At 41.4% G+C, this 21,856-nt stretch carries 16 protein-coding genes; 9 read left to right on the top strand and 7 right to left on the bottom strand.

Annotated features, from left to right (window positions below):
• Nucleotides 1-34: 34 nt before the first annotated feature.
• The gene (locus CAP51_RS15250; RefSeq protein WP_087621609.1) at nt 35-1,477 is read right to left on the bottom strand and encodes an aminotransferase-like domain-containing protein; all 1,443 of its coding nucleotides are present in this window, start codon (nt 1,475-1,477) and stop codon (nt 35-37) included.
• 219 nt (nt 1,478-1,696) lie between these two features.
• Here CAP51_RS15250 and CAP51_RS17355 point away from each other — a divergent pair, with 219 nt between their 5' ends.
• Entirely contained in the window at nt 1,697-1,849 is a 153-nt protein-coding gene (locus CAP51_RS17355; protein ID WP_171294808.1) for a hypothetical protein, read from the top strand.
• Nucleotides 1,850-1,937: 88 nt separating this feature from the next.
• On the opposite strand, the gene CAP51_RS15245 is transcribed toward CAP51_RS17355, so the two are convergent.
• Complete coding sequence (locus tag CAP51_RS15245) at nt 1,938-2,561, bottom strand: arylesterase (RefSeq protein WP_213062702.1); 624 nt, start codon at nt 2,559-2,561, stop codon at nt 1,938-1,940.
• Nucleotides 2,562-2,601: 40 nt separating this feature from the next.
• On the opposite strand from CAP51_RS15245, the gene CAP51_RS15240 reads away from it, so the two are divergent.
• From CAP51_RS15240 to hemL, 4 genes are all read left to right on the top strand, one after another.
• Entirely contained in the window at nt 2,602-3,375 is a 774-nt protein-coding gene (locus CAP51_RS15240; protein ID WP_087621608.1) for an ABC transporter ATP-binding protein, read from the top strand.
• Between the two features lie 2 nt (nt 3,376-3,377).
• Nucleotides 3,378-5,807 (top strand): ABC transporter permease, encoded by a 2,430-nt coding sequence (locus CAP51_RS15235; protein ID WP_087621607.1) that lies wholly within the window; start codon nt 3,378-3,380, stop codon nt 5,805-5,807.
• Nucleotides 5,808-5,963: 156 nt separating this feature from the next.
• Nucleotides 5,964-6,575 carry a thiamine phosphate synthase gene (gene thiE, locus CAP51_RS15230; protein WP_087621606.1) on the top strand — a complete coding sequence of 204 codons (612 nt, stop codon included), beginning with the start codon at nt 5,964-5,966 and terminating at the stop codon, nt 6,573-6,575.
• 15 nt (nt 6,576-6,590) lie between these two features.
• Nucleotides 6,591-7,886 carry a glutamate-1-semialdehyde 2,1-aminomutase gene (gene hemL / locus CAP51_RS15225; protein WP_087621605.1) on the top strand — a complete coding sequence of 432 codons (1,296 nt, stop codon included), beginning with the start codon at nt 6,591-6,593 and terminating at the stop codon, nt 7,884-7,886.
• 118 nt (nt 7,887-8,004) lie between these two features.
• Here hemL and CAP51_RS15220 read toward each other — a convergent pair whose 3' ends face one another.
• From CAP51_RS15220 to mrdA, 3 genes are all read right to left on the bottom strand, one after another.
• Nucleotides 8,005-10,437, bottom strand: coding sequence for a membrane-bound PQQ-dependent dehydrogenase, glucose/quinate/shikimate family (locus CAP51_RS15220; RefSeq protein WP_087621604.1), 2,433 nt, complete (start codon nt 10,435-10,437; stop codon nt 8,005-8,007).
• 261 nt (nt 10,438-10,698) lie between these two features.
• Nucleotides 10,699-11,244, bottom strand: coding sequence for a 16S rRNA (guanine(966)-N(2))-methyltransferase RsmD (gene rsmD, locus CAP51_RS15215; protein WP_087621603.1), 546 nt, complete (start codon nt 11,242-11,244; stop codon nt 10,699-10,701).
• On the bottom strand, nt 11,241-13,226 hold the full coding sequence (mrdA, locus tag CAP51_RS15210) for a penicillin-binding protein 2 (RefSeq protein ID WP_087621602.1): 1,986 nt from the start codon (nt 13,224-13,226) through the stop codon (nt 11,241-11,243). Before mrdA ends, rsmD begins: the two co-directional genes overlap by 4 nt.
• A 242-nt stretch (nt 13,227-13,468) precedes the next feature.
• Here mrdA and CAP51_RS15205 point away from each other — a divergent pair, with 242 nt between their 5' ends.
• The 3 genes from CAP51_RS15205 (at nt 13,469) to adk (ending at nt 16,139) form a co-directional block, all read left to right on the top strand.
• The gene (locus CAP51_RS15205; RefSeq protein ID WP_425426823.1) at nt 13,469-14,002 is read left to right on the top strand and encodes a hypothetical protein; all 534 of its coding nucleotides are present in this window, start codon (nt 13,469-13,471) and stop codon (nt 14,000-14,002) included.
• Between the two features lie 53 nt (nt 14,003-14,055).
• Nucleotides 14,056-15,372: a DUF445 domain-containing protein gene (locus CAP51_RS15200; protein ID WP_087621601.1), complete on the top strand. Its 1,317-nt coding sequence runs from the start codon at nt 14,056-14,058 to the stop codon at nt 15,370-15,372.
• A gap of 107 nt (nt 15,373-15,479) precedes the next feature.
• Nucleotides 15,480-16,139, top strand: a complete 660-nt coding sequence (adk, locus tag CAP51_RS15195; protein WP_087621600.1) for an adenylate kinase — start codon at nt 15,480-15,482, stop codon at nt 16,137-16,139.
• Nucleotides 16,140-16,421: 282 nt separating this feature from the next.
• Here the strand turns inward: adk and CAP51_RS15190 are convergent, their stop codons facing one another.
• Both CAP51_RS15190 and CAP51_RS15185 read right to left on the bottom strand, forming a co-directional pair.
• Nucleotides 16,422-17,603: a phospholipase A gene (locus tag CAP51_RS15190; RefSeq protein ID WP_087621599.1), complete on the bottom strand. Its 1,182-nt coding sequence runs from the start codon at nt 17,601-17,603 to the stop codon at nt 16,422-16,424.
• Nucleotides 17,604-17,615: 12 nt separating this feature from the next.
• A complete protein-coding gene (locus CAP51_RS15185; RefSeq protein WP_087621598.1) occupies nt 17,616-20,555 on the bottom strand; it encodes an insulinase family protein in 2,940 nt (979 codons plus the stop codon).
• A gap of 286 nt (nt 20,556-20,841) precedes the next feature.
• Here CAP51_RS15185 and CAP51_RS15180 point away from each other — a divergent pair, with 286 nt between their 5' ends.
• On the top strand, nt 20,842-21,837 hold the full coding sequence (locus tag CAP51_RS15180; RefSeq protein ID WP_087621597.1) for an adenosine kinase: 996 nt from the start codon (nt 20,842-20,844) through the stop codon (nt 21,835-21,837).
• Nucleotides 21,838-21,856 lie beyond the last annotated feature (19 nt).

Here is a 21,856-nt window from a genome sequence, read left to right as displayed (position 1 = left end):
TTGATAATCATTATTAATAGTAAATTATTTTATTTTAAGGCTTATCGCTATATGTTGATGATTGATCGAATTTGGCAGATGTAATGCTGTGAATTAGCAGATCTAGTGCATGCTGAGTTTGATTGGTGAATTCAAAAGAACAATTTAAACGGATAAAATGTTGCTGTTGGCGGTTGACTGTAAACAACTGACTCGGTGCAATACCGATACGATGTTGCAAAAGTGTTTGATAGAGCTGGGTACTGTCTATGTGTTTGGGCAGTTTGATCCAGAGGAAATAGCCGCTCGGATAATAATATACTTCACATTCTGCGGGCAGGTGTTGTTTTAAATAGCGATAAAATAATTTTTTATGATGTTCCAGCTTTAGCCGCAAGGATCGTAAATGTTTTTCATAATGGTGTGTGGATAAAAAATCAACCAGTGCATGTTGTAGCAGTGGACTGACAGCAATGGTACTCATCAATTGCAAATGCTGAATTTGATTGGAAAGTTTTCGGTGATGAACCCAGCCGACCCGAAAACCGGCACCTAATGTTTTGGAAAACGACGAGCAGTGCAAGACTCGATGATCTTGATCAAAATATTTGACCGACAATGGTTTTTTACTGCCAAAATAAAGTTCCTGATAGACATCATCTTCAATCAGATAAACCTTATAGCGTGCCAGCAATTGTGCAATTTTTTGTTTGATGTCATCACTTACACTAAAACCAATCGGATTATGACTATTGAGCATTAGCCAGCAGACTTTGATCGGATACATTTGTAGGCATTGTTCAAATTTTTCCAGATCAAAGCCATATTCAGGATGTTCTGGCAAGGTAATTACATTTAAGCCCAAGCGCTCTGCTGCCTGCCATGCGCCATAAAAAATAGTTTGTTGTAATAAAATATAATCGCCGGGTTGTGCTACAGCCTGTAATGATAGATTTAATGCATCCAGACAACCTGAGGTGATGACAATATCCTGTGGTTCTGTGGCAATGCCTTGCAAACTATACCGACGTGCAATGATTTGCTGTAATGTCAAAAGACCAGGCGGCATACTGGCGGTACTTTCATAGCTCTGTTTACGCCGGGCATGTTGCGCCACAATTTGTAATAATTTGGGTTGATGTAGCAAGGCTGTATTGGGAAAAGCAGAACCAAACGGCAAGATATCGTTAGGTTGTATCGATTTGAGATAATCAAATACAAAGGAATTCATCTGGATGTTGGATTGCAATGTGGAATCTTCAATACGATCCAGTGCTGTAGGCTGCATGTTTTGATCGGCAACATAATAACCTGATTTTTCTCTGGCAAAGACCAGCCCTCGTGCTTCGAGTTCCTGATACGCATTTAAAACTGTCATCAAACTATAACCGGAGGTTTGCGCCTGTTCCCGCAAGGAAGGGAGTTTTTGATGTGGTTTCCACACGCCCTGTTCGATGAGTTGATGCAAGGTATGGGCAAGTTGTTCGGCTTTAAACATAAAGGGCTTAAGGATAACAATATTAAAAGAGAGGGCAGATGATCATGTTTATGGATTTGCTTGGGCAATACCAGATACAAAATACTGCATAAAAAGTATAACAGTTTTAAGGGAAATAAAATCTGTTATGTTTTTTTATCTAGAATGTGTATCTGTTATTTAATTGTCTAGCCTTTAATAATGGAGGTGAAATAAGGCATACGTCTAGGGTGATTGAATATGAATGATGAAAAACGTCCTCAACCAGTAAAAAAATACGCAGATAGTGGCATGTCAGACAAGGCTTTTAAGAATATGATCATCTATGGTTCGATTTATGTGCTGTTATTTTGTATAGGTGTATATTTTGCAGTATTTTACGATTTAAGTTGATGATTTTTTATAATTTTTAATGGTAGATTGATGCTTTCTTTTTGATCCTGTACAAAACATTCAATTGAAAGCATCATCTTTACGACGTTTATTTTTTCAGGCTGGGTTCAATATATTTCCATGCAGAATCAAGTAGTTTGCTTTGTGCTTTAACATTGGGATGAATCAGATCTGACTGCATTAAGGCATTATTACCAGCCACACCCTCAAGAAAAAAAGGCAGCAGTTGGATATTATGCTGTTTTGCCACCACCTGATAATTATTTTCAAAGGCTTTACTATAGCTGGTGCCATAATTCGGTGGAATTTTCATGCCAAATAACAATACTTGCGCCTTACTATTTTTACTGAGCTGAACCAGTTGAGATAAATTCTTTTGAATCAACTGTGGCGGTTGTCCGCGCAAGCCATCATTACCGCCAAGTTCAATGACAACAATCTCAGGTTTATAGGTGCTAAGGAGTTTGGGTAACCTTGCCAGTGCGCCACTGGTGGTTTCCCCACTGACACTGGCATTGACCACACGATGCTGTTTAGGGTACTTTTGTTCTATACGTTGTTGTAGCAGTTTCACCCAACCCTGTTCAGGCGACATGCCATAAGCTGCACTAATACTATCACCCACGATTAAAATGGTTTTGGCCTGCAAGGACATACTTGCCAAGCTGCCAAGTGTGAATGTGATCAGAATTAAACGCAGTTTGGGTAACATCCCATGACTCCACAAATAAATAGTTAAGGCTTCTACCATCATGCCACAAAGTTCTGAAAAAACAGTGATAAAAACCAAAAATCTCTCACAAGTGATACAAATTCATGACCAAAAAATACATGTATTAAAAGAGATTAATCTGGAAATATTCGCTCGGGAACAAGTGGCCATCACAGGACGTTCGGGTTCTGGTAAATCCACCTTGCTGGGATTACTGGCTGCATTGGATCGGCCTTCTAGTGGAGAGGTTTATCTGTGTGATTATCCGATCTATCAAATGAATGAAGAACAACGTGCCAAAGTTCGTCTGGAAAATATTGGTTTTGTCTTTCAGTCTTTTCAGCTACTACCACATTTAACCGCACTGGATAACGTCATGTTGCCGATGCGCTTGCAAGCTCAATATCAGTATGCCGATGCAAAAAAACGTGCAACTGAAATGCTGGAACAAGTCGGACTATCCCGTCAAATGCAGCAAACTCCCAAAGTTTTATCCGGTGGTGAGCAACAGCGTGTAGCCATTGCCCGTGCACTAGTAACACAACCAAAAGTGGTTTTTGCCGATGAGCCAACCGGTAATCTTGATGGTGAAACGGCAAAAGAGATTGAGCATTTGTTATTTCAGATGAATAAAGAACTGGGTACAACGTTGGTATTGGTCACGCACGATGCCAAACTCGCGGCACAGTGCCAAAGACAGATTCAACTGGTCGATGGCAATATCCATGAACGAAGCATGGGTGAGATCAAGACAAAAACCTCCAATCCATCAGAATTTGAGCTAAACCAATCCATACAGCATGGAGCTTTGTAATCATGTTTCGGCTTTTTTCCAGTCTGTTTCGACAAAGTTTACATAGTGGCGGGATTGCTTTATTGATTGTTGCCTTATCATTGGCGATTAGTGCTACAACAGCACTTAAGTTTAGTAATCAACAGATTCAATATGCCATTGAGCAGCAAGCAGGGGAGTTACTTGCAGCCGATTTAGTACTCAGTTCAAGTCAGCCGATTGAGCCTATTTGGCTGGATCGCGCCAGAGAAACACACTTGCAGACCTCACAAAACTATGTTTTTAGTTCGATGGCACATACCGGCGAACAATTTGTCATGGTCAATGTCAAAGCCATTGATGATGCCTTTCCATTGCGTGGCGATTTGCAGATTTCTCCTGATGTAAAACAGATTCAGCCGGGACAGATCTGGCTGACCCCAAGGGTATTTGACTTATTAAAAGTAAAAATTGGTGATCGCATTTATATTGCCGATGCAGAATTTAAGGTCACTGGTGAGATTGAACATGATGCCAATCAGGAAACAGGTTTGTCGGGCTTTTCACCTACGGTCATTATTCATCTTCAGGATGTGGCAAAAACCAATGCGATTCAGGTGGGTAGCCGGATTGATTATCGCTTGTTAATGTCGGGAGAACCAAATCAGCTTAGACAATTTGAACAACAATATGCACAGTTTATACAAGAACCTTTAAAACTGCGTTCGGCAAGCGATAGCAATTCACGACTGATGCGTCCCATCCGCAATCTTGAAACCTATATGCAACTGGCCAATTTATTGACGTTATTATTATGCGGGATTGCCATAGCCTTAACCAGTCAACGCTATGTGGCACAAAATCAGGATCATATTGCAATGCTGCGGTGTTTGGGTGCTTCGCGTAAGCAATTGCTGGGCGCATTTGTGGCGTTGCTGGCTGTGGTAGCATTGTTGGCAACATTACTCGGCAGTATTTTTGGCGTAATTTTTGGTTTTGCTTTGCTGAAACTTATGCTCACAACCATTCCCCATATCAGTTTGCAGTTTTCGCTATGGGCGATTGTTTTGGGACCATTACCTAATGCAGTCTTTACCTGCTTGATTGTACTTGCCGGCTTTGTTTTACCGAGTATTTTACACCTTGCCAAAGTCCCACCGATTCGTGTTTTGCGTCAAAGCCAGTTTGATCAGGTTGCAGTATGGATCGTGATTGCTTCGGCAGTGATTAGTTTATCGCTATTTACCCTGTATCTCACTGAAAATATTGGTTTAACCTTATCTGTTATTGCTGCAATTTTTGTATTGTGTTTTGTACTATTTGCTGTGGTTTGGCTCATATTAACTGCTTTAAGAAAAATGCATTTTCGCTTTGAACAATGGGTACGTGAACCTGCCAAAGTCAGCCTGCAAATGACAGCCTTGGCACTGGGTTTAAGCCTGATTACTGTGTTATTTTTATTGCGCAGTGATATGTTCGAGCGTTGGCAGCAACAATTGCCTGTAGGTACACCAAATCAATTTGTTTATGGCTTGCCGCCGTTTGATAAGGCACCTTTTGAACAAGCATTGGCAGAACGACAATGGCAATCGACAACGCTATATCCAAATATTCGTGGTCGTTTGATTGCCAAGAATGGCGAAGCATTTAGTGAAGATGTGGTGAGGAAAAACAATAGTCTGAAACGGGAATTAAATTTAACTCAAAGCGCAACGTTTCCTAAAGACAATCGTATTGTGGCAGGAACAAAAGATTTTACAGCAACGTACCAGGTCTCGGTTGAAAAAGATACTGCGGAGAGTCTGGGAATACAGTTGGGCGATCAACTTGGCTTCGAGCTTCCCGATGGTGACATTGAAGCCAAAGTGGTCAGTTTTAGAATTGTTGAATGGGAAAGTTTCAGTCCAAACTTTTTCTTTATTTTTTCTCCTGATACGTTAGATGAAAATGCGGGCAGTTATCTTGGCAGTTTCTATGTACCACCCCAACACAATCAGCAGATGGCTGAATTGATTAATCAATTTCCAACCACAGTATTTATTGATATTGATGGCATTATTGAACAAATCAAACAACTGGTGAGCGTGATTGCACAGATCATTAGTATTCTGGCATTTTTGGTATTTGCTGCCGGTGTACTGGTGCTATTGGCCTGCCTGAATTTATTGATGGACGAGCGTAAACATGAAGTTGCCTTGTTACGTGCAATTGGTATGTCACAAGCACAGTTAAAACGTTACCTGAGCATTGAGCTTGCCTGTATTGGAGCTGGTGCTGGGGTGCTGGCGATTGCCTTCGCCGAAACAGTATCCTATATCGTGGCATGGAAAATGGAAATCGCATGGACATTACACTGGCAATATTGGTTGATTCTGCCTTTATTGATGGCAATGATATGTGGTGTGATTGGTCGCTATCGCTTGCAAAAACTTTGGCAAATTGCACCGTTGTTGAGTTTGAGGAATATTGGCTAGGTTGATGATAAGGCAATATAATATGCTATTGCCTTATATTATCCATGCGAAATCATTGTTAGCAGAAATCTTCAGAACTATCAACGGGCTGAAATACTGGTCATACAGCCTATAGCATTTATTTACGTATAATGAAATCTTTTAGGAATCAAGAATATGCAAGGACTTTATCTGATCACCAACGATGATCCATTCGCATTGTTATTGCAAAAGCTACAGGCTGCGTTGGCAACCCGAAAGGTTGCATTATTACAATATCGGCGTAAAAAAGTAGCAAAGGCTGATCAAACTCAGGAAATCGAACAGATTTTTAAGTTGTGTAATCAATACGCGGTGCCTTTGATTATCAATGATGATCTTGATCAAGCGAGACAGTTTGGTGTGCATGTACATCTGGGGCAGGATGATGGTTCAATACAGCATGCCAGACAAGTTTTGGGTAAAGATGCCATCATTGGGCGAACCTGTTTAAATTCGCTGCAATTGGCAGAGCAGGCGATTGCTGATGGCGCGAGCTATGTGGCCTTTGGTGCAGTCTATGCCACCAGTACCAAACCGGAAGCTGGCAATGTCGGGATTGCTGTGATTCAGCAGGCAAAACAGCAATTGAATGTCCCAATCTGTGCGATTGGTGGGCTAACGGTAGAGAATTCACAGGTGGTGATCGATGCTGGAGCAAGCCTTTGTGCGGTGGTCAGTGATATACTGGGTTTAGCTCCAGAGCAAATTCCCGGGCGTGTCGATGCTTGGGCAAAGTTATTTCAATAATTGCGAGAAAGTTTTATGTTCATTTCTGCAAAACAGGCACAACTCTTTGAAGAAGCCAGTAAACATATCCCGGGTGGGGTAAATTCTCCTGTACGTGCATTTAAAGGGGTGGGCGGGACACCAGTCTTTATCAAACGTGCCAAGGGTGCATATTTGTGGGATGAAGATGACAATCAATATATTGATTATGTCGGTTCTTGGGGACCAATGATTCTGGGCCATTCTCATCCTGATATCGTTAAAGCAGTACAAGCGGCAGCCGAAGATGGCCTAAGCTATGGTGCACCAACAGTTGCAGAAACCTCCCTTGCCGATGTGATCTGTGACATTCTGCCCGCAGTGGATTTGATCCGCATGACCAATTCGGGTACGGAAGCCACCATGACGGCAATTCGTCTGGCCCGTGGCTATACTGGACGTGACCAAATTATTAAATTTGAAGGTTGTTATCACGGTCATTCCGATTCTTTGCTGGTCAAAGCCGGATCGGGGTTACTCACTTTTGGTGAACCAACATCAAAAGGTGTACCGGAAGATTTTGCCAAACATACCATTGTCTTACCCTATAACGACATTGATGCATTGAAAGAATGTTTTGCCAAATTTGGTAGTCAAATCGCAGGGGTGATTGTTGAGCCTGTAGCGGGCAATATGAATCTGGTCAAGCCCAAAGATGGCTTTTTACAGACCATTCGTGCGTTATGTGATGAATACAAATCTGTATTTATTATTGATGAAGTGATGACTGGTTTTCGTGTGGCCCTAGGCGGTGCACATACACTCTATGATGTGAAACCTGATCTCGTGACGCTGGGTAAAATCATTGGTGCTGGTTTGCCTGTGGGTGCTTTTGGCGGTAAGCGTGAAATCATGCAGTGCATTGCACCGCTTGGCGGCGTTTATCAGGCAGGTACATTATCAGGTAATCCACTGGCAATGCGTGCTGGTCTGGAAATGTTTAAGCATATCCGTCAGGATGGTTTTTATGAAAAACTGGAAGCGCAATTGGCAAAATTACTGGCTGGATTAGAGCAGGCAGCAAACGATGCTGGCATTGCCTTTAAAACTCAACAGGTTGGTGGCATGTTTGGTCTGTATTTTACCGATCAGGACGATATTTCCAGTTTTGATTCGATGCTGAAATGCGATGTAGATGCCTTTAAGCAATTCTTTCATGGCATGTTGCGCCGTGGTGTTTATTTTGCGCCTTCGGCATTTGAAGCAGCATTTATTTCTTCTGCGCATTCTGATGAGGATATTGAAAAAACCATTCAGGCTGCAAAAGAGACTTTTGCTGAAATGAAAGCCTAAATTTTAGGGTTTGGAGAAAATGGCATGTCTTTGGATATGCCATTTTTTTATGTTTGGGCATAAAAAATCCCTAAACCTATATACATAGATTTAGGGAAGTCTTTAATTTAATCAATCCTTATTTTTTGATTAAATTGTCTGGTAGGGCATAGGCAATAATATAATCACCGACATCTTTGGAGTGACTTGCACCACCTGCGGAAATAACGACATATTGTTTACCGGTTTTAGGTGACTGATAAATCAATGGTGCAGCAACCGCAGCAACAGGGAGAGGTGCTTTCCAGATTTCTTTTCCGGTTTTTGCATCAAGCGCACGTAGATAATAATCTTGTGTACCTGCAAAGAAAATCAAGCCAGATGCTGTAGAAGTTGGACCGCCCAAAGTTGGCATACCAATAGGCATTGGCAGATGCGATTTAATCCCAAATGGACCAAGCTCTTTCGCAGTACCCATTGGCACTTGCCAGATCAGTTTTTTGCTATTGAGATCAATCGCACTCATGGTACCAAATGGCGGGTTATTACATGGAATACCCAGTGGGGATTGTAAAATATCGATACGTACACCACCATAGATACCACCAATTTGTGGACGAATGGTGCCCATAAATCCAGGTACTTCATCAGTCGAAACTTTAAAGTTTTTCGCTTCTTCCTGAGTAACCAAAGACATCCGAAGCGGCATACGCATATCATTGACATACATAACGTTGGTACGTTCATCAATGGTAATACCACCCCAGTTCATACCACCTAACAGGCTTGGCCATTCAATATACGGTTTTTCAGTTGGTGGGGTAAATGCACCCTGATAGATTGAATCTTTAAACTTGATCCGACAATACAATTGATCAAAGGTACTGACACCCCACATACTTTTTTCTGTCAGGGTTTCTGCACCAATGATTGGCATACCTACCGAAAATGGTTGTGTCGGAGAAAGTTTTTCGCCAACCGCATGTGGAGAGGTTGCGACTGGACGTTCTTCTACTTTGGTGACAGGTTGACCGGTACGACGATCCAGCACAAAAATGTTACCTGTTTTTGTGGTTTGAATTAATGCAGGAACTTTTTCACCCTGATCATTGGTTACATCATACAGTACAGGTTGTGAAGGTAAGTCATAATCCCATACATCATGATGTACAGTTTGATAGGACCATTTGGTTTTACCTGTTGAGGCATCAACAGCCACCACAGCCGAACCAAATTTTTCTTTTGCAGGACCACGATCACCGCCCCAATAATCCGGCGGACCATTACCTGTTGGTAAATAGATTAGATTCAGATCCTTATCATAGGTAGGAATAGTCCACATATTGGGGGTTTCAAGTGTAAATGTTTTATCCGCCGCAGGTGCGCCAGTATTCTCAGGATCACCCACATCCCAAGCCCAGGCCAGAGAACCATCTAAAACATTATAAGCACGTACTACACCAGAGGGTTCACCATGCATGATGTCACGTACCCAGCCACCAATCACTGCATTATGTCCCATTAACACCGGAACAGAAGTTGGGTGGTAGCGTTTACTTTTTTCTGTTGGTCCCATTTGATGATCAAGATCAACAAAACCATTATTACCAAAACCTGCACAAAGCTCACCGCTTTTGGCATCAAGTGCAAATAGACGGGAATCTACAGTAGATACAACAATTCGTTGCTGACACTGACCAGTGGCATATTTAGCCTTGTCTGCTGCTGATAAGGTTGTATCTTTATTGACATCATAATAAGCCACTGCACGACAGGTAACATGTTCGGCCGTACGGGATTTTGGATCAAATTTCCATTTTGCCTGACCAGTATCACCATCAATCGCAGTAATGATGTTTTGTGGCGTACAGGAATAAAGTGTATCGCCAATTTGCAATGGCGTATTTTCATCGACACCGGCTGCACCTTCCAGACTACGGCCTGTACGATACGTCCATGCTACTTTTAGCTGGTTAATATTTTCCGGGGTGATTTGATCATAAGGTGCAAAGCGGGTACCTGTTGCATTGCGTCCAAAATGATCCCAGTTTTCCGGATTAGCAGGATTAACTGTTGCCTTGGTTTGATCAGGGCTAATATCGACTGGATTATAAATTTTTCCGTGTGGGAAAAATGCAGCAATGAGTGCAGCAACACAGCCCAGAAACCCTGCAATACCGACATAATTGGCAAGTCTGCCAGCTTGTACAGTCACGGTTTTAAAGATAGGATTCAGCCACAGGCTGAGTACGACAATAATGGTCGGAATCACCAGACGGGGTAATAATTGCCAGTAATCAAATGCCTGAACTTCGTAAAATGCCCAGATGACTGTGGCAATATACGTAATGATAGATAGCCATAAACCTATTTTGTTGCGTAGCAAATAAAGTGCTGCGATTGCAAGATATGCAACACCAGCAATTAAATAATAACTGGAGCCACCAAGACTCAGTAATTTTATGCCACCAAAAATAAGTGCAACAGCAATAATTAATGTGAGTAATACAAATAAAAGTCGAAACACATTAAGATAAACTGTCTTTTTATTGGAAACAGCGTTATTTGTCATATTTTCACCTTAGGGTTAAGGTATGTGCAATATGAATGATCTTAATTAATAAAATAATTAATTTACCAATGAAGATTATTCTAAATGCTGAATAAGATTGATATTTTTGATGATTTCCCAAGAGGAACAAAATTGAGTTTGTCATGCTCAATCTAGAACTCATAGTACTTTGGTATAGTATTTTAATCCCTTTTTTTTGATTCGTATAGATTTAAGTCAATCTATTAAAAAAACGTAATATAGGATATTTTATGGAGAGAATTAAATTTTTTGAAATAATCCGGCTTTAACCAGACCTGCTTTGGTATTTTTGATCAGTTTCCAGTCAGTTGGTAATGTCAGTGTGTCTAGATTCTGGTTTGCTTCAACATAAATAAAGCCATTTTTATTTAATTTTGGATTAACCAATTCCGCCAGTTCCTGCCATAGATTTAATGCATAGGGTGGATCCAGAAAAACCAAATCAAAATTTTCATGCAGTGTTGCCAAAGCCTGTTGAGCTGTTGCGTGTACGATTTGGACCTGTTCGGTTTTGAGGACCGCAATATTTTGTTTTAAAAATTTGCTTTGTTGCGGATTTGGTTCGATCATCACCACCTGTTTGGCACCACGAGATAATGCCTCAAAACCTAATGCGCCTGAACCGGCGCAAAGATCGAGTACTTTTGCCCCCTGAATATCCCACATCAGCCAGTTAAAAAGTGTTTCTCGTATGCGGTCTGGCGTAGGACGTAATCCTTCTATCGTGGCAAAAGGTAATTGGCGACGTTTAAATTCACCACCAATAATGCGTAACTGGTTTTTCATTCTTCATCCTCAGCAGCAGATGGTGGTGTGTTATTGGCTGGCGGTGTTGGCGTACTTTGTAATACGCCACTAGTTGGCAATTCGGCAGGTTTTGCACCTGCTGTCATTAAACCACCATTCACAGGTGGGGGAACAGGTTTGATCGGATCTTTTTCACGTTTTAAGAGCCAGTAGTCAAAAATTGGTTTGGCAATTTTTGCGGCTGATCCACCATGTCGACCATTTTCCCAGATCACTGCTACAGCAATTTTAGGCTCATCCGCAGGGGCAAAACCAACAAACAAACCATGGTCATATTCACGTTCTTTAAGTAAAGCTTCATTGTAGCGTTTACCTTGAGCAATACTCTTAACTTGTGCTGTACCTGTTTTACCTGCAATGGAATAAAAAGGTGTGCGAATGCCTCTACCAGTACCGGAATTGATTACTGCAACCATGGCGGCATGCATTTTTTCCCAGTCATCTTGCGTGCCGTCAAAGTCGATTTTGAAGTCACTGCCATGCAGTACCTTGAGTACTTTTTCGCCTTTGGTTTCTCTTAATACATGTGGTTTCACATGCTGTCCGTAATTGGCTGTAATGGCTGTTGCAAGGGCAAGCTGTAGAGGCGTCGCAGTAAATGCACCCTGACCGATACTGACTGAAATCGTTTCACCTTTCAGCCACGGTTTATTGCGGGTACGCATTTTCCATTCCGGAGATGGATATAATCCGGAACTTTCACTCGGCAGATCGACACCGGTTTTCTGTCCAAAACCAAATTGCGACATCCATGTATGCATTTTATCAATGCCCATCTGATAGGACAGTACATAAAAAAATGTATCACAGGACTCTACAATCGCTTTATTAATATCGACTATACCATGGCCGCTTTTTTTCCAGTCACGGAATTTATGACTATCACCGGGTAAATGGAAATAACCTGGATCAAAAATTTTGGTATTCCAGTCGATATATTTATAGTGAATTCCACCCATGGCTTCCATTGGCTTAATGGTTGAGCCAGGTGGATAAGAGCCTTGTACGGCACGGTTATAAAGTGGTTGATCCAGACTATCGCTTAGATCACGATAATCCTTGTGGCTAATGCCTGTGACAAATAGATTAGGATTAAAGCTAGGTGCAGACACCAGTGCCAAAATCTCTCCTGTATTGGGATCGATGGCAACAACAGCCCCACGTTTGCCGATCATTTGTTCGGAAGCAACCATTTGTAGGCCATAATCCAGAGAAAGATATAAATCATTGCCCCGTACTGCTTCTTTACGACCCAAATGTCTTAAAATATTACTATGTGCATCCGCCTCTACAGACTCATAACCGGGTCTGCCATGCAGCAAAGATTCATAAGATTTTTCGACCCCGATTTTTCCAATCAGATTGGTTCCAGCATAGAGGTCTTTATCCAGCGTTTTTAATTCTTTATCATTAATTCTGCCGACATAGCCAATCACATGTGCGAATAAATCTCCATGTGGATAATAGCGGGTCATTTGCGTTTCGATACGAACACCGGGGAAGTTTTGTTTTAATTCACTGAATTTGGCAATTTCAGATTCACTCAAATTCATTTTAATGGACAAAACTTCGGTTTTACGTGCGGTTTTTGCCCGCTTTTGAAATTGTTCGATGTCTTCATCAGTCAAATGAAAAATCGGAACAAGTTGAGCAATGGTGTGATCTACATCTTCAATATCAGCACGGCTAATCACTGCACTAAATACCGGAAAATTATCGGCCAGTAAAATACCGTTGCGATCGTAAATATAACCGCGGGCAGGGGGTAATGCTTGTAATCGAATACGATTGCTGTCGGATACGGTCTGGAAATGTTCGTGCTGGTAAAGTTGCAGGTAGCTGTAGCGCACCACCAGAATCAGGATAAAAACCGACACCAATCCAATAGCAAAATAAATGCGGCCACGAAAAATCTTTTTTTCTTGCTGAATGTTTTTTATGGGCGTAGGTTGCTTGCTCATGATGGTATGCGAAATCGAAACAGGGCTATTCTATCTAAACAAATACATAAGGTATATATCTTTTTGGTTTAGTTTTATATAGGGTTAATCTTTGCTTATTTGACTCTACAGACATATGATTTAGGTGGTTTACGCTATAGCTTTGACCTGTTTTCTGATACATTCTAATAGATATTGTGTATTAGATTGAATAATAGACAAGTATTTCACCTTGTGCTTTAGGGAAAAAGCGGAGATAAAAATTGAAAAAAACAGGTTTATTGTTGCTGGCTTTGATGGTTACAGGAACGACACAGGCAAAATTGAGTGATTTTTTACCCACCTTACCAGAAGCAAAGTTAAAAGAGCGCAGTGCGGAAGCCAAACAGGGATATGTTGGTTTTGGTATGACGCAAAAACTATTACATGTCAATGCCGAATGGGTCAATCCTTATGGCATCGCTTATGCTAAAGTGGGGGCATTCATCAATGGTGATAACGAAATTGGTGCGCAACTGGGTTTTCGTTATCCTTATTTTCTCACTGGTACAGATTTAAACGGTTACTACTTTGGTGCTTATGCAGGTCATCTTGATAATGTCAGTGTAGATGGCAAGTTTTATCAAAGACTAGGTGGCGGTGTAGATTTAGCTTATGTGCTGCTGGATAAGGAGCGCATTAGCAGCTTTAGTGTCGGTGTCGGTGCTGCGGAAAAAGTGGTTGGAAAAAATGGCAGTAAAAAACCCACTGAACCACAACTACAGTTTGCTTATAGTTTAAGTTTTGATGTGTTTTAACATGATCAAGTGGGCAAAGTTTTAGGCGATGAAACAATAATTGAGAGAGATCGATGCTAGAGTATATAGCAACCGAATGGCAAATATTTGCTAGTCGACCTGATTTTTGGGCTATTTTAAGTATTGTCCCTGTTACGGCTTTTGTAACTTGGGCACATGTCTGGATGGCACTTAAAATGGTGTTTTACCCCATTCAGTTTTGGGGATTTCATATCGGTTCATTGCCAATCGGATGGCAAGGTATTGTGCCACGCAAAGCCGGGCGCATATCCGGTATTATTACCGACAATACCTTGTCAAAATTGGGTTCATTACGTGAATTTCTTGAGGCAATGGATCCACAGGATATGGCACGTATCATTGGCGAGCAGGTGGGTTTTGAACTGGAACACCTGATTGATGAAGTCATGATGGAGCGCAGGGCGGTACTCTGGGAAAACTTGCCTTATTCCATTAAGCGTCGTATCTATGCACAAGCCCATAATCAATTGCCTGCAGTGTTAACCGATCTGGTGACAGAACTGACTTATAACGTTGAAAATCTGGTGGATATGCGTAGCATGGTGGTTAACCAGATGGAAAGCGATCGTCGGCTCATGGTGCGCATGTTCCTTAAAGTGGGACAGAAAGAAATTAACTTTATCTGGCATATCAGTGCTTTGATTGGTTCATTCTTTGGTATTATCCAGATGTTTGTGTATATTTTTATCCCGCAGCACTGGACGGTTCCTTTTTTTGCCGCAATCTGGGGATTCTTGACCAACTGGATTGCAATCTGGATGGTATTTAATCCGGTTGAACCACACTATATTCGTTATCCGCAGTTTTTTGAAAGAACGAAAAATCATCAGTTTCCATGGATTAAACCTGTTGTGCCACGTATAGGAACCTATAATATTCAGGGTGCATTTATGAAGCGTCAGGAAGAGGTCTCTGAGGTTTTCTCTGAAGTGGTAACCACTGATTTAATTACTTTAAAGTCAATTATGACTGAAATGATGTATGGTGAAAAAAGTATAAAAACACGTCGTATTATCAAAAGACATGTCAATCAAATCATGGAAACGCCGATTGTTCGAACTTCTTTACAGTTGTCAATTGGCCCAAGTGAATATGCAAAATTAAAAACGGACTTGATTGATCGTTCAATTGAAATTACGATGGTTCCAATTTGTGATCCAGGGTTTAATGCGAGTCGGGCTCAAAAGATCTTTGCTATGTTTAGGGATCGGATTCGTTTACTTACCCCAAAAGAATTTCAGAATTTGTTACGTCCTGCATTTCAGGAAGACGAATGGATTTTGATTTTATTAGGTGGCGTAACTGGCTTTGGTGCCGGTCTGATTCACTTATTTATAGCATTTTTATAATTGGGGCTTTAAAATAGCATATCCCAAAATGCCTTGCAGTTAGTCTTTTGGCTAATGTTCCACATGCAAAATTTTGTTAATTACTCTTGTTTATGAGGATGTTTTTTATGCGCATTATATTACTTGGACCACCTGGGGCAGGAAAAGGAACTCAAGCTCAGTTGATCTGTAAGCGCTACAATATCCCACAAATCTCTACAGGCGACATGCTTCGTGCTGCGATTCGTGAAGGGACAGAGCTTGGTTTACAAGCAAAGTCTGTAATGGAAAATGGTGGATTGGTTTCTGATGAACTGATTATTGGTCTGGTAAAAGAACGTATTGCACAGCCTGATTGTGCAAATGGCTGTATCTTTGATGGTTTTCCACGTACCATTCCTCAAGCAGAAGCATTGGAAAAAGAAGGGATCAAGATTGATCATGTGATAGAAATTGAAGTACCTGATGAAGAAATTGTAAAACGTCTTTCTGGTCGTCGTCAGCATCCTGCATCTGGCCGTATTTATCATACCATTTATAATCCACCAAAAGTGGAAGGTAAAGATGATGAAACTGGTGAAGATTTGGTACAACGTCCTGATGATCTCGAAGAAACAATTCGTAAACGTCTAGCTTCCTATCATTCCGAAACCGAGCAGCTGGTTGGCTATTATCAGGGGCGTACTCAAGCAACTGACAATGCACCGACTTATGATAAAGTCAATGGCTTAGATGCGATCGAAAATGTACAGGCAAAATTGTTCTCTATTTTAGATCAAGCAAAATAATATTGTGCTTTAGTGCCAAAGGCTCTATCTTCATGATAGGGCTTTTTTATTGTGGGATTGAAAGATAAATGAAATTTTTAATTATTGCATTGTTGTTGGTCAGCATTTTTGTTTTATTCATTTTATTTCGTTTAAGTTTTAAAATGCTTAGAGAAACACAGCACAAGAATAAACCTTAAAATGTCTCGGATTCATCCTTTATTTTCTTATATATTTTATAGATAAAAAAGCCTACCGATTGCTCGATAGGCAGTTCAAGATTTTTATCACTATTGTTTGTGATTAGAACCAGTTCATCAGTGAAACACCCAAACCAACATATGTTGCCCGGTGGTTGTAATCAATCAAACTTTCTCCATAACCATCGAAAATCTGTAAATGACCACGCAGTGAACCTGATAATGGGAAGGCCCAGTCAAACTGTGCTGCACCATGGCTATCATCACCGCCTTTTAAACTATGACGTAACATCAATGAAAATTGATGGTCTTTCCATTTATAGTTTGCGGTTAAATCACCACGACCAATATAGTTTTTGATATCGGGGTTATTGTCGTCATCGGCATCTTCTTCAAAGCGATACCAAGGACGTAACATCAAAGCAAAGTTATTTTTCTCAAAACCAATATTCAAAATTGCCCGATTCCAGCTACGTGAAAATGGATCTGATCGGCCATTGGATTGATGATTTAATGTTAACCCGAGTAAACGACCATGTAGACCGAGTAAATTGTAGTTGGTACGGAAAATAATACTGGCTTCAGGCTCGTAGTTGGTTTCCCGGAAAGGACGTGATTCTTCGCTGTTATAGACTTGCCAGCGCGAAGACTGGGTATAACCAAGCCAGATATCGCCATTATCGCCAAAAATATTTTCTACTGCTTTGGTTTTAACCGAGAGCTGAAATTTTGCTTCTGTACTGTTTAAATTCTGTGGGTCGGTCACAGTATTTTGTGGATTTGGGCTATAAGGGGTTTCATTTTTATCGGAAGTCCACATTGCTGGTAATAAATAAATTGGTTGATACGCTCGCAATTGCCATGTGCCGAGTTTTGATTTTTCCGACAATTCCCAGCGTTGATCCAATAGAGACGTGGTTGGATCAAACTGTGGCGCTGCACCAAACAAATCATAATTGCGAATGGTTTCTGCAATTTTTTGAGTGGTTGGTTGTTCCTGTTGCTGCTCGGCAGTTTTTACATTGATGGCCTCACTTGCTGCCTGTTCGCTAATACTTAAGCTTTCAGGTTGGACAGACACAGGTCTAAAGATCGCATCGTAACAGGCTAAACGGTCATTATTGGAGGGCAAGCCAACACAGGCCTCTGGTGCAACAGGTTGCGGCATTGACGGTGGTGTAACGGGTGTGGTCGTCGTTGTGGCATGTACATTGGCTGTGCCGATAACACCCAGTACAGTGGTAATGTACAACAACGGTTTTTTTAATATGAATTGAGTGTTCATATGCGATCCATTTTAATTAATTTTCTGAATGTTAAAACCAAGTTGCAACAATTCTTCCTGACGAGAAACTGGAGCAACTACTGCACGGACAGGTTGTTGATTAAGTAAATATTGTTCGGTGATGCGTCTTAAATCCTTTAAGCTTACAGCGAGAATAGATTGGCGTAAATGTTGTCTAAACGCATGATCACGGCCATGTAAGGCGGCATAGCATGCGGTAATGGCTTCGCCTGCGGGTGAACCCGGCTTATCCATACTGGCAATCAGGCCCAAGATGGCTTCTTCCAATTGATAATCCTGCTGTTCGCTATGTAATAGCCAGTCAATAGCGCGACCGAAATCATCAAACGTCTCACTTAGACGTGGATCACGGTAACTATAGAATCGAAATGCACAGGCATTACTATCATAGCCTGCACCACCACCATACGCACCGCCTTGTTCACGAATGGCACCATGTAAATAACCATTGCGTAGGTATGGACCTAGCACCATAAATGCGGCTGCATCGGGATGAACAATATCTACTGCGGGATAAGCGCTGGCACAGAATTGGACATTGGTTTGAATCAACCAAGCCTGATCCTGTTGATCCTCGACAAATTCGGGATTCTGAATCGCTGCTGTCTGTTCAATCTGTTGCTGTTGTGACCAGACGTGTTGTAGATGCTGTAAAAGCTGATCACTTTGTTGTGTTTCACAGACCAGCAGGAATGATTTGGAAGACTGTAGAATCCGTTGATGAATCTGCTGCAACTGTTGAATGAAATCATGATAACGCTGCTCATCCTGTTGAATGTCTTCAATCAACTGGCTTAACCAGCGCAGTGCAGGTAAACCGGTATTTTGATAATCACGTTTGGCCAGCGCGCTCATATTACGTTGAGCGGTTTGCATGGCATAGCTATGCCCAGCACCGGAAATACGGGATTGCCAACGGGCTTTACGTTGTTGTAATAGCTCAAGAATACGATCTTTTTCATCAAAACGCATGTCGGTAAATGCAGTTTTTAATAAATCCATTGCCGCAACATGATGATTGAGTGCTTTGGTGGTCAGGGTAAGAAAGGCACTGATTTGGTTTCTATCACCAATTTGGCTACGCAAGCTTAGGCCCATACCTACACCGCCACTAATTGCAGTTTGTTGCTGTTGTAATTGCAGATAATCGTATTCACCTGCACCCACTTCACCCATCAACATACTTAACAGATTAAAATAAGGTGACAGCACCACATCGTCAGGTAAATGGATCAAGACTTGTTGATAGAATAAGCCATTGGTTCCGGCATGGTACAAATGTACAGGAACAGTTTGACCATCAAGATCGATCTGCTCGGCGATGGCATTGGTCTGTTTAAGTTCGGCTGGAATGTCTGCCAGTGTGACTTTTGGTAATAATTCGAGATCATCTGGCGTGGCCTGATGCTGTTTTAATGCTTCGGTCTGTTGAATGATTTGTTCACGTTGTTCTGGACTTAAGCTACGGTCAAGTTGATCAAGCCGCGCTTGTTCTTCATCCCGGTCACGTTGAGATTGTTGGTTGTCCGGGATAAGGGTGAGTCGAACCCGATGTGGATTATCAATCAAATAGGTCTGGATTAATTGTGATAACCACATTGGGTCTTCCAGTTCCTGTTTGACATCGGCAAGGGCCTGATCCACATCCCAGACAGTAATCGGATCGCCATGATGGATTGCACCGCTCATGCCGTTAAAAATCAGGCTTAAACCATAAGGTGTTCCATCGCCATCCACTTCACGTTGATGCAGTTCAATCTGGTGTAAAATCGCATCAATGGTATCTCGGTCAATCGGTTTAGACGCGACATCTTTCAAGATAGTCATGACACCTTGTTCAAATTCATCAGCTTTGCCTGCTTCTGACCCTTGAATACCACAATAGAAGGTCATTTCGAAATTACTGTCATCGGTTCCCATCAATGGACCAGTGGATTGACCGAGTTTACTGGTTTCCAGATAGTTTCTTAATGGCGCAGCAGAATTTTCCAGTAAGATGCCTTCCACCAGCCGCATGCCTAGACGTAATTTGACATTATTGGTTTCAGGCAATAACCACGACAGCACATGATAGGTTTTTTGACTTAAGTCATCTTCATCCATGGCATAGTGTTCAATCACTTGAATCGGCTGAGTCAGGCGTTTTTCGGGAACCGAATAAAGGGTATGACCTTTTTCAAAATGTTTTAGTGCCTGTTGTTCAAACTTTTCATGTAAATCATAAACGTCTGCATCACCAAAGGTCATAAAGACAGCATTGGACGGATGGTAATGACTTTTATAGAAATCAACCAGTTCCTGATAGCTAAGATCAGGAATATCTTTGGGATCACCGCCGGAATTATAATGATAGGTGGTTTGCGGATAAAGATGTTGTGCTAGTTTATGATAAAGCTGATCGGTTGGCGCACTACATGCACCTTTCATTTCATTAAACACAATGCCTTTAAATACTGGTTTATCATTTTCAAACTCAACCCGAATACCTTCTTGTAAAAAGTCCAGTTGATTTAAATTGGCAAAAAAAGCTGCATCGAGATAAACCGATAATAAATTGTCAAAATCTTTTTTATTTTGGGTCGCAAATGGATAAGCGGTCCAGTCTGCCGCAGTAAACGCATTCATAAAGGTATTGAGTGAGCGTTTGATCATGGAAAAGAACGGATCACGGACAGGATATTTTTTTGAACCACACAGCGCAGTATGTTCAAGAATATGCGCTTCGCCTTTGGAATCCATCGGTTGGGTACGAAATGCCACCAAAAACACGTTTTCATCATTATCATTGGCAAGGTGATAATGCACTGCACCAGTGACTTTATGCCGAAATTCATAAACAGTGGTTGAGAGGGCATCGATAAATTGTTGACGCACCAATTCAAAAGCAGGGTGAATGGTATTCTGTGCCAGGTTTGAACAGGTGTTGGTCATAAAAACTCCATAGCTTAAATCATAATGCAACATAAAAAATTGCACAGGACGATATTTGATATTGCAGGAAAGTATAGCGAATTAATGGGATTAATTCTTTGAGCTTTGTTGATATTTTTTTTATGCAGATACTGCTGATTATTTTTTATACCGGAGCTTATATGCGAATGCAAATTGATGAACAAAAAATCAAATTTGCTTTTTTAGATGAAATGCCACAATCACTATTATAGCCTTTGGGCTTTCGTGCTACTCTAGGCAAAAATTTTTATTGGGATCTGTTGTTATGGCAAGTGTTGAGCTTTTTTCTATTGGTAATGCATTGGTAGATCAGGAATTTTTGGTAGATGATCAATTTCTGCAAAATGCACAACTGGTCAAAGGAACCATGCAACTTTGCGATGCCGAGCAACAAGCCCATCTGGTAAAAAACTTATCCCAAGCCACACATAAAGGGCAAGCCAGTGGCGGTTCTGCTGCAAATACCACGGTTGCATTTACTGCATTAGGTGGTACAAGTTTTTATGCTTGCCGAGTAGGTAATGATGCGCTGGCAAACTTTTATTTGCATGATTTACAAAATGTAAAGGTGCAGACCCATCAAAAATCCCTGAGTGAAGGGCAAACCGGAACCTGTATTGTCATGGTTACGCCAGATGGCGAACGTACCATGTACACCTATTTAGGTATTACAGCTGAACTGAGTCCTGAACAAATTGATTATGAACCGCTGAAACAGGCAAAATGGCTGTATATTGAAGGCTACTTGGCGACTAGTCCAACTGCTCATCAGGCTGTTGCAGAAGCTCGCCAGATTGCCAAGGCACATGGCGTAAAAATTGCAATTTCACTTTCAGATCCTGCCATGGTGCAATATGCCAAATCCGGTCTGGATCAATTGATTGATGATGGCGTTGATGTATTATTCTGTAATGAACAGGAAGCATTGATGTACACCAAGGCACTCAGCATCGAACAGGCATCAGAAGCCTTGTTGAATATTGCAAGAACTGTGGTGATTACACTGGGCAGCAAGGGTGCCTTGATTGGGGCGAAAAACCGTGCCATTCAAATGGTGGTTGGTGAGGCAGTTGAGGCACTGGACAGTAATGGTGCAGGTGATGCCTTTGCCGGTGGATTTTTATATGCGCTTACACAGGATAAAACTGTGGAACAGGCTGCCAAAATTGGTAATATTGTTGCAGCCAAAGTGGTGAGTCAATATGGTCCGCGCTTAAGTTATCAACAATATCAGGATATTGCCGGGCAGCTTGAGTCGTGATCATCACCAACAGAAAATA

The organism is Acinetobacter populi (genome assembly GCF_002174125.1).
Lineage (GTDB): Bacteria > Pseudomonadota > Gammaproteobacteria > Pseudomonadales > Moraxellaceae > Acinetobacter > Acinetobacter populi.
Note: the sequence above shows the minus strand (reverse complement) of the source record. Positions and strands in the feature narration are given on the sequence as shown.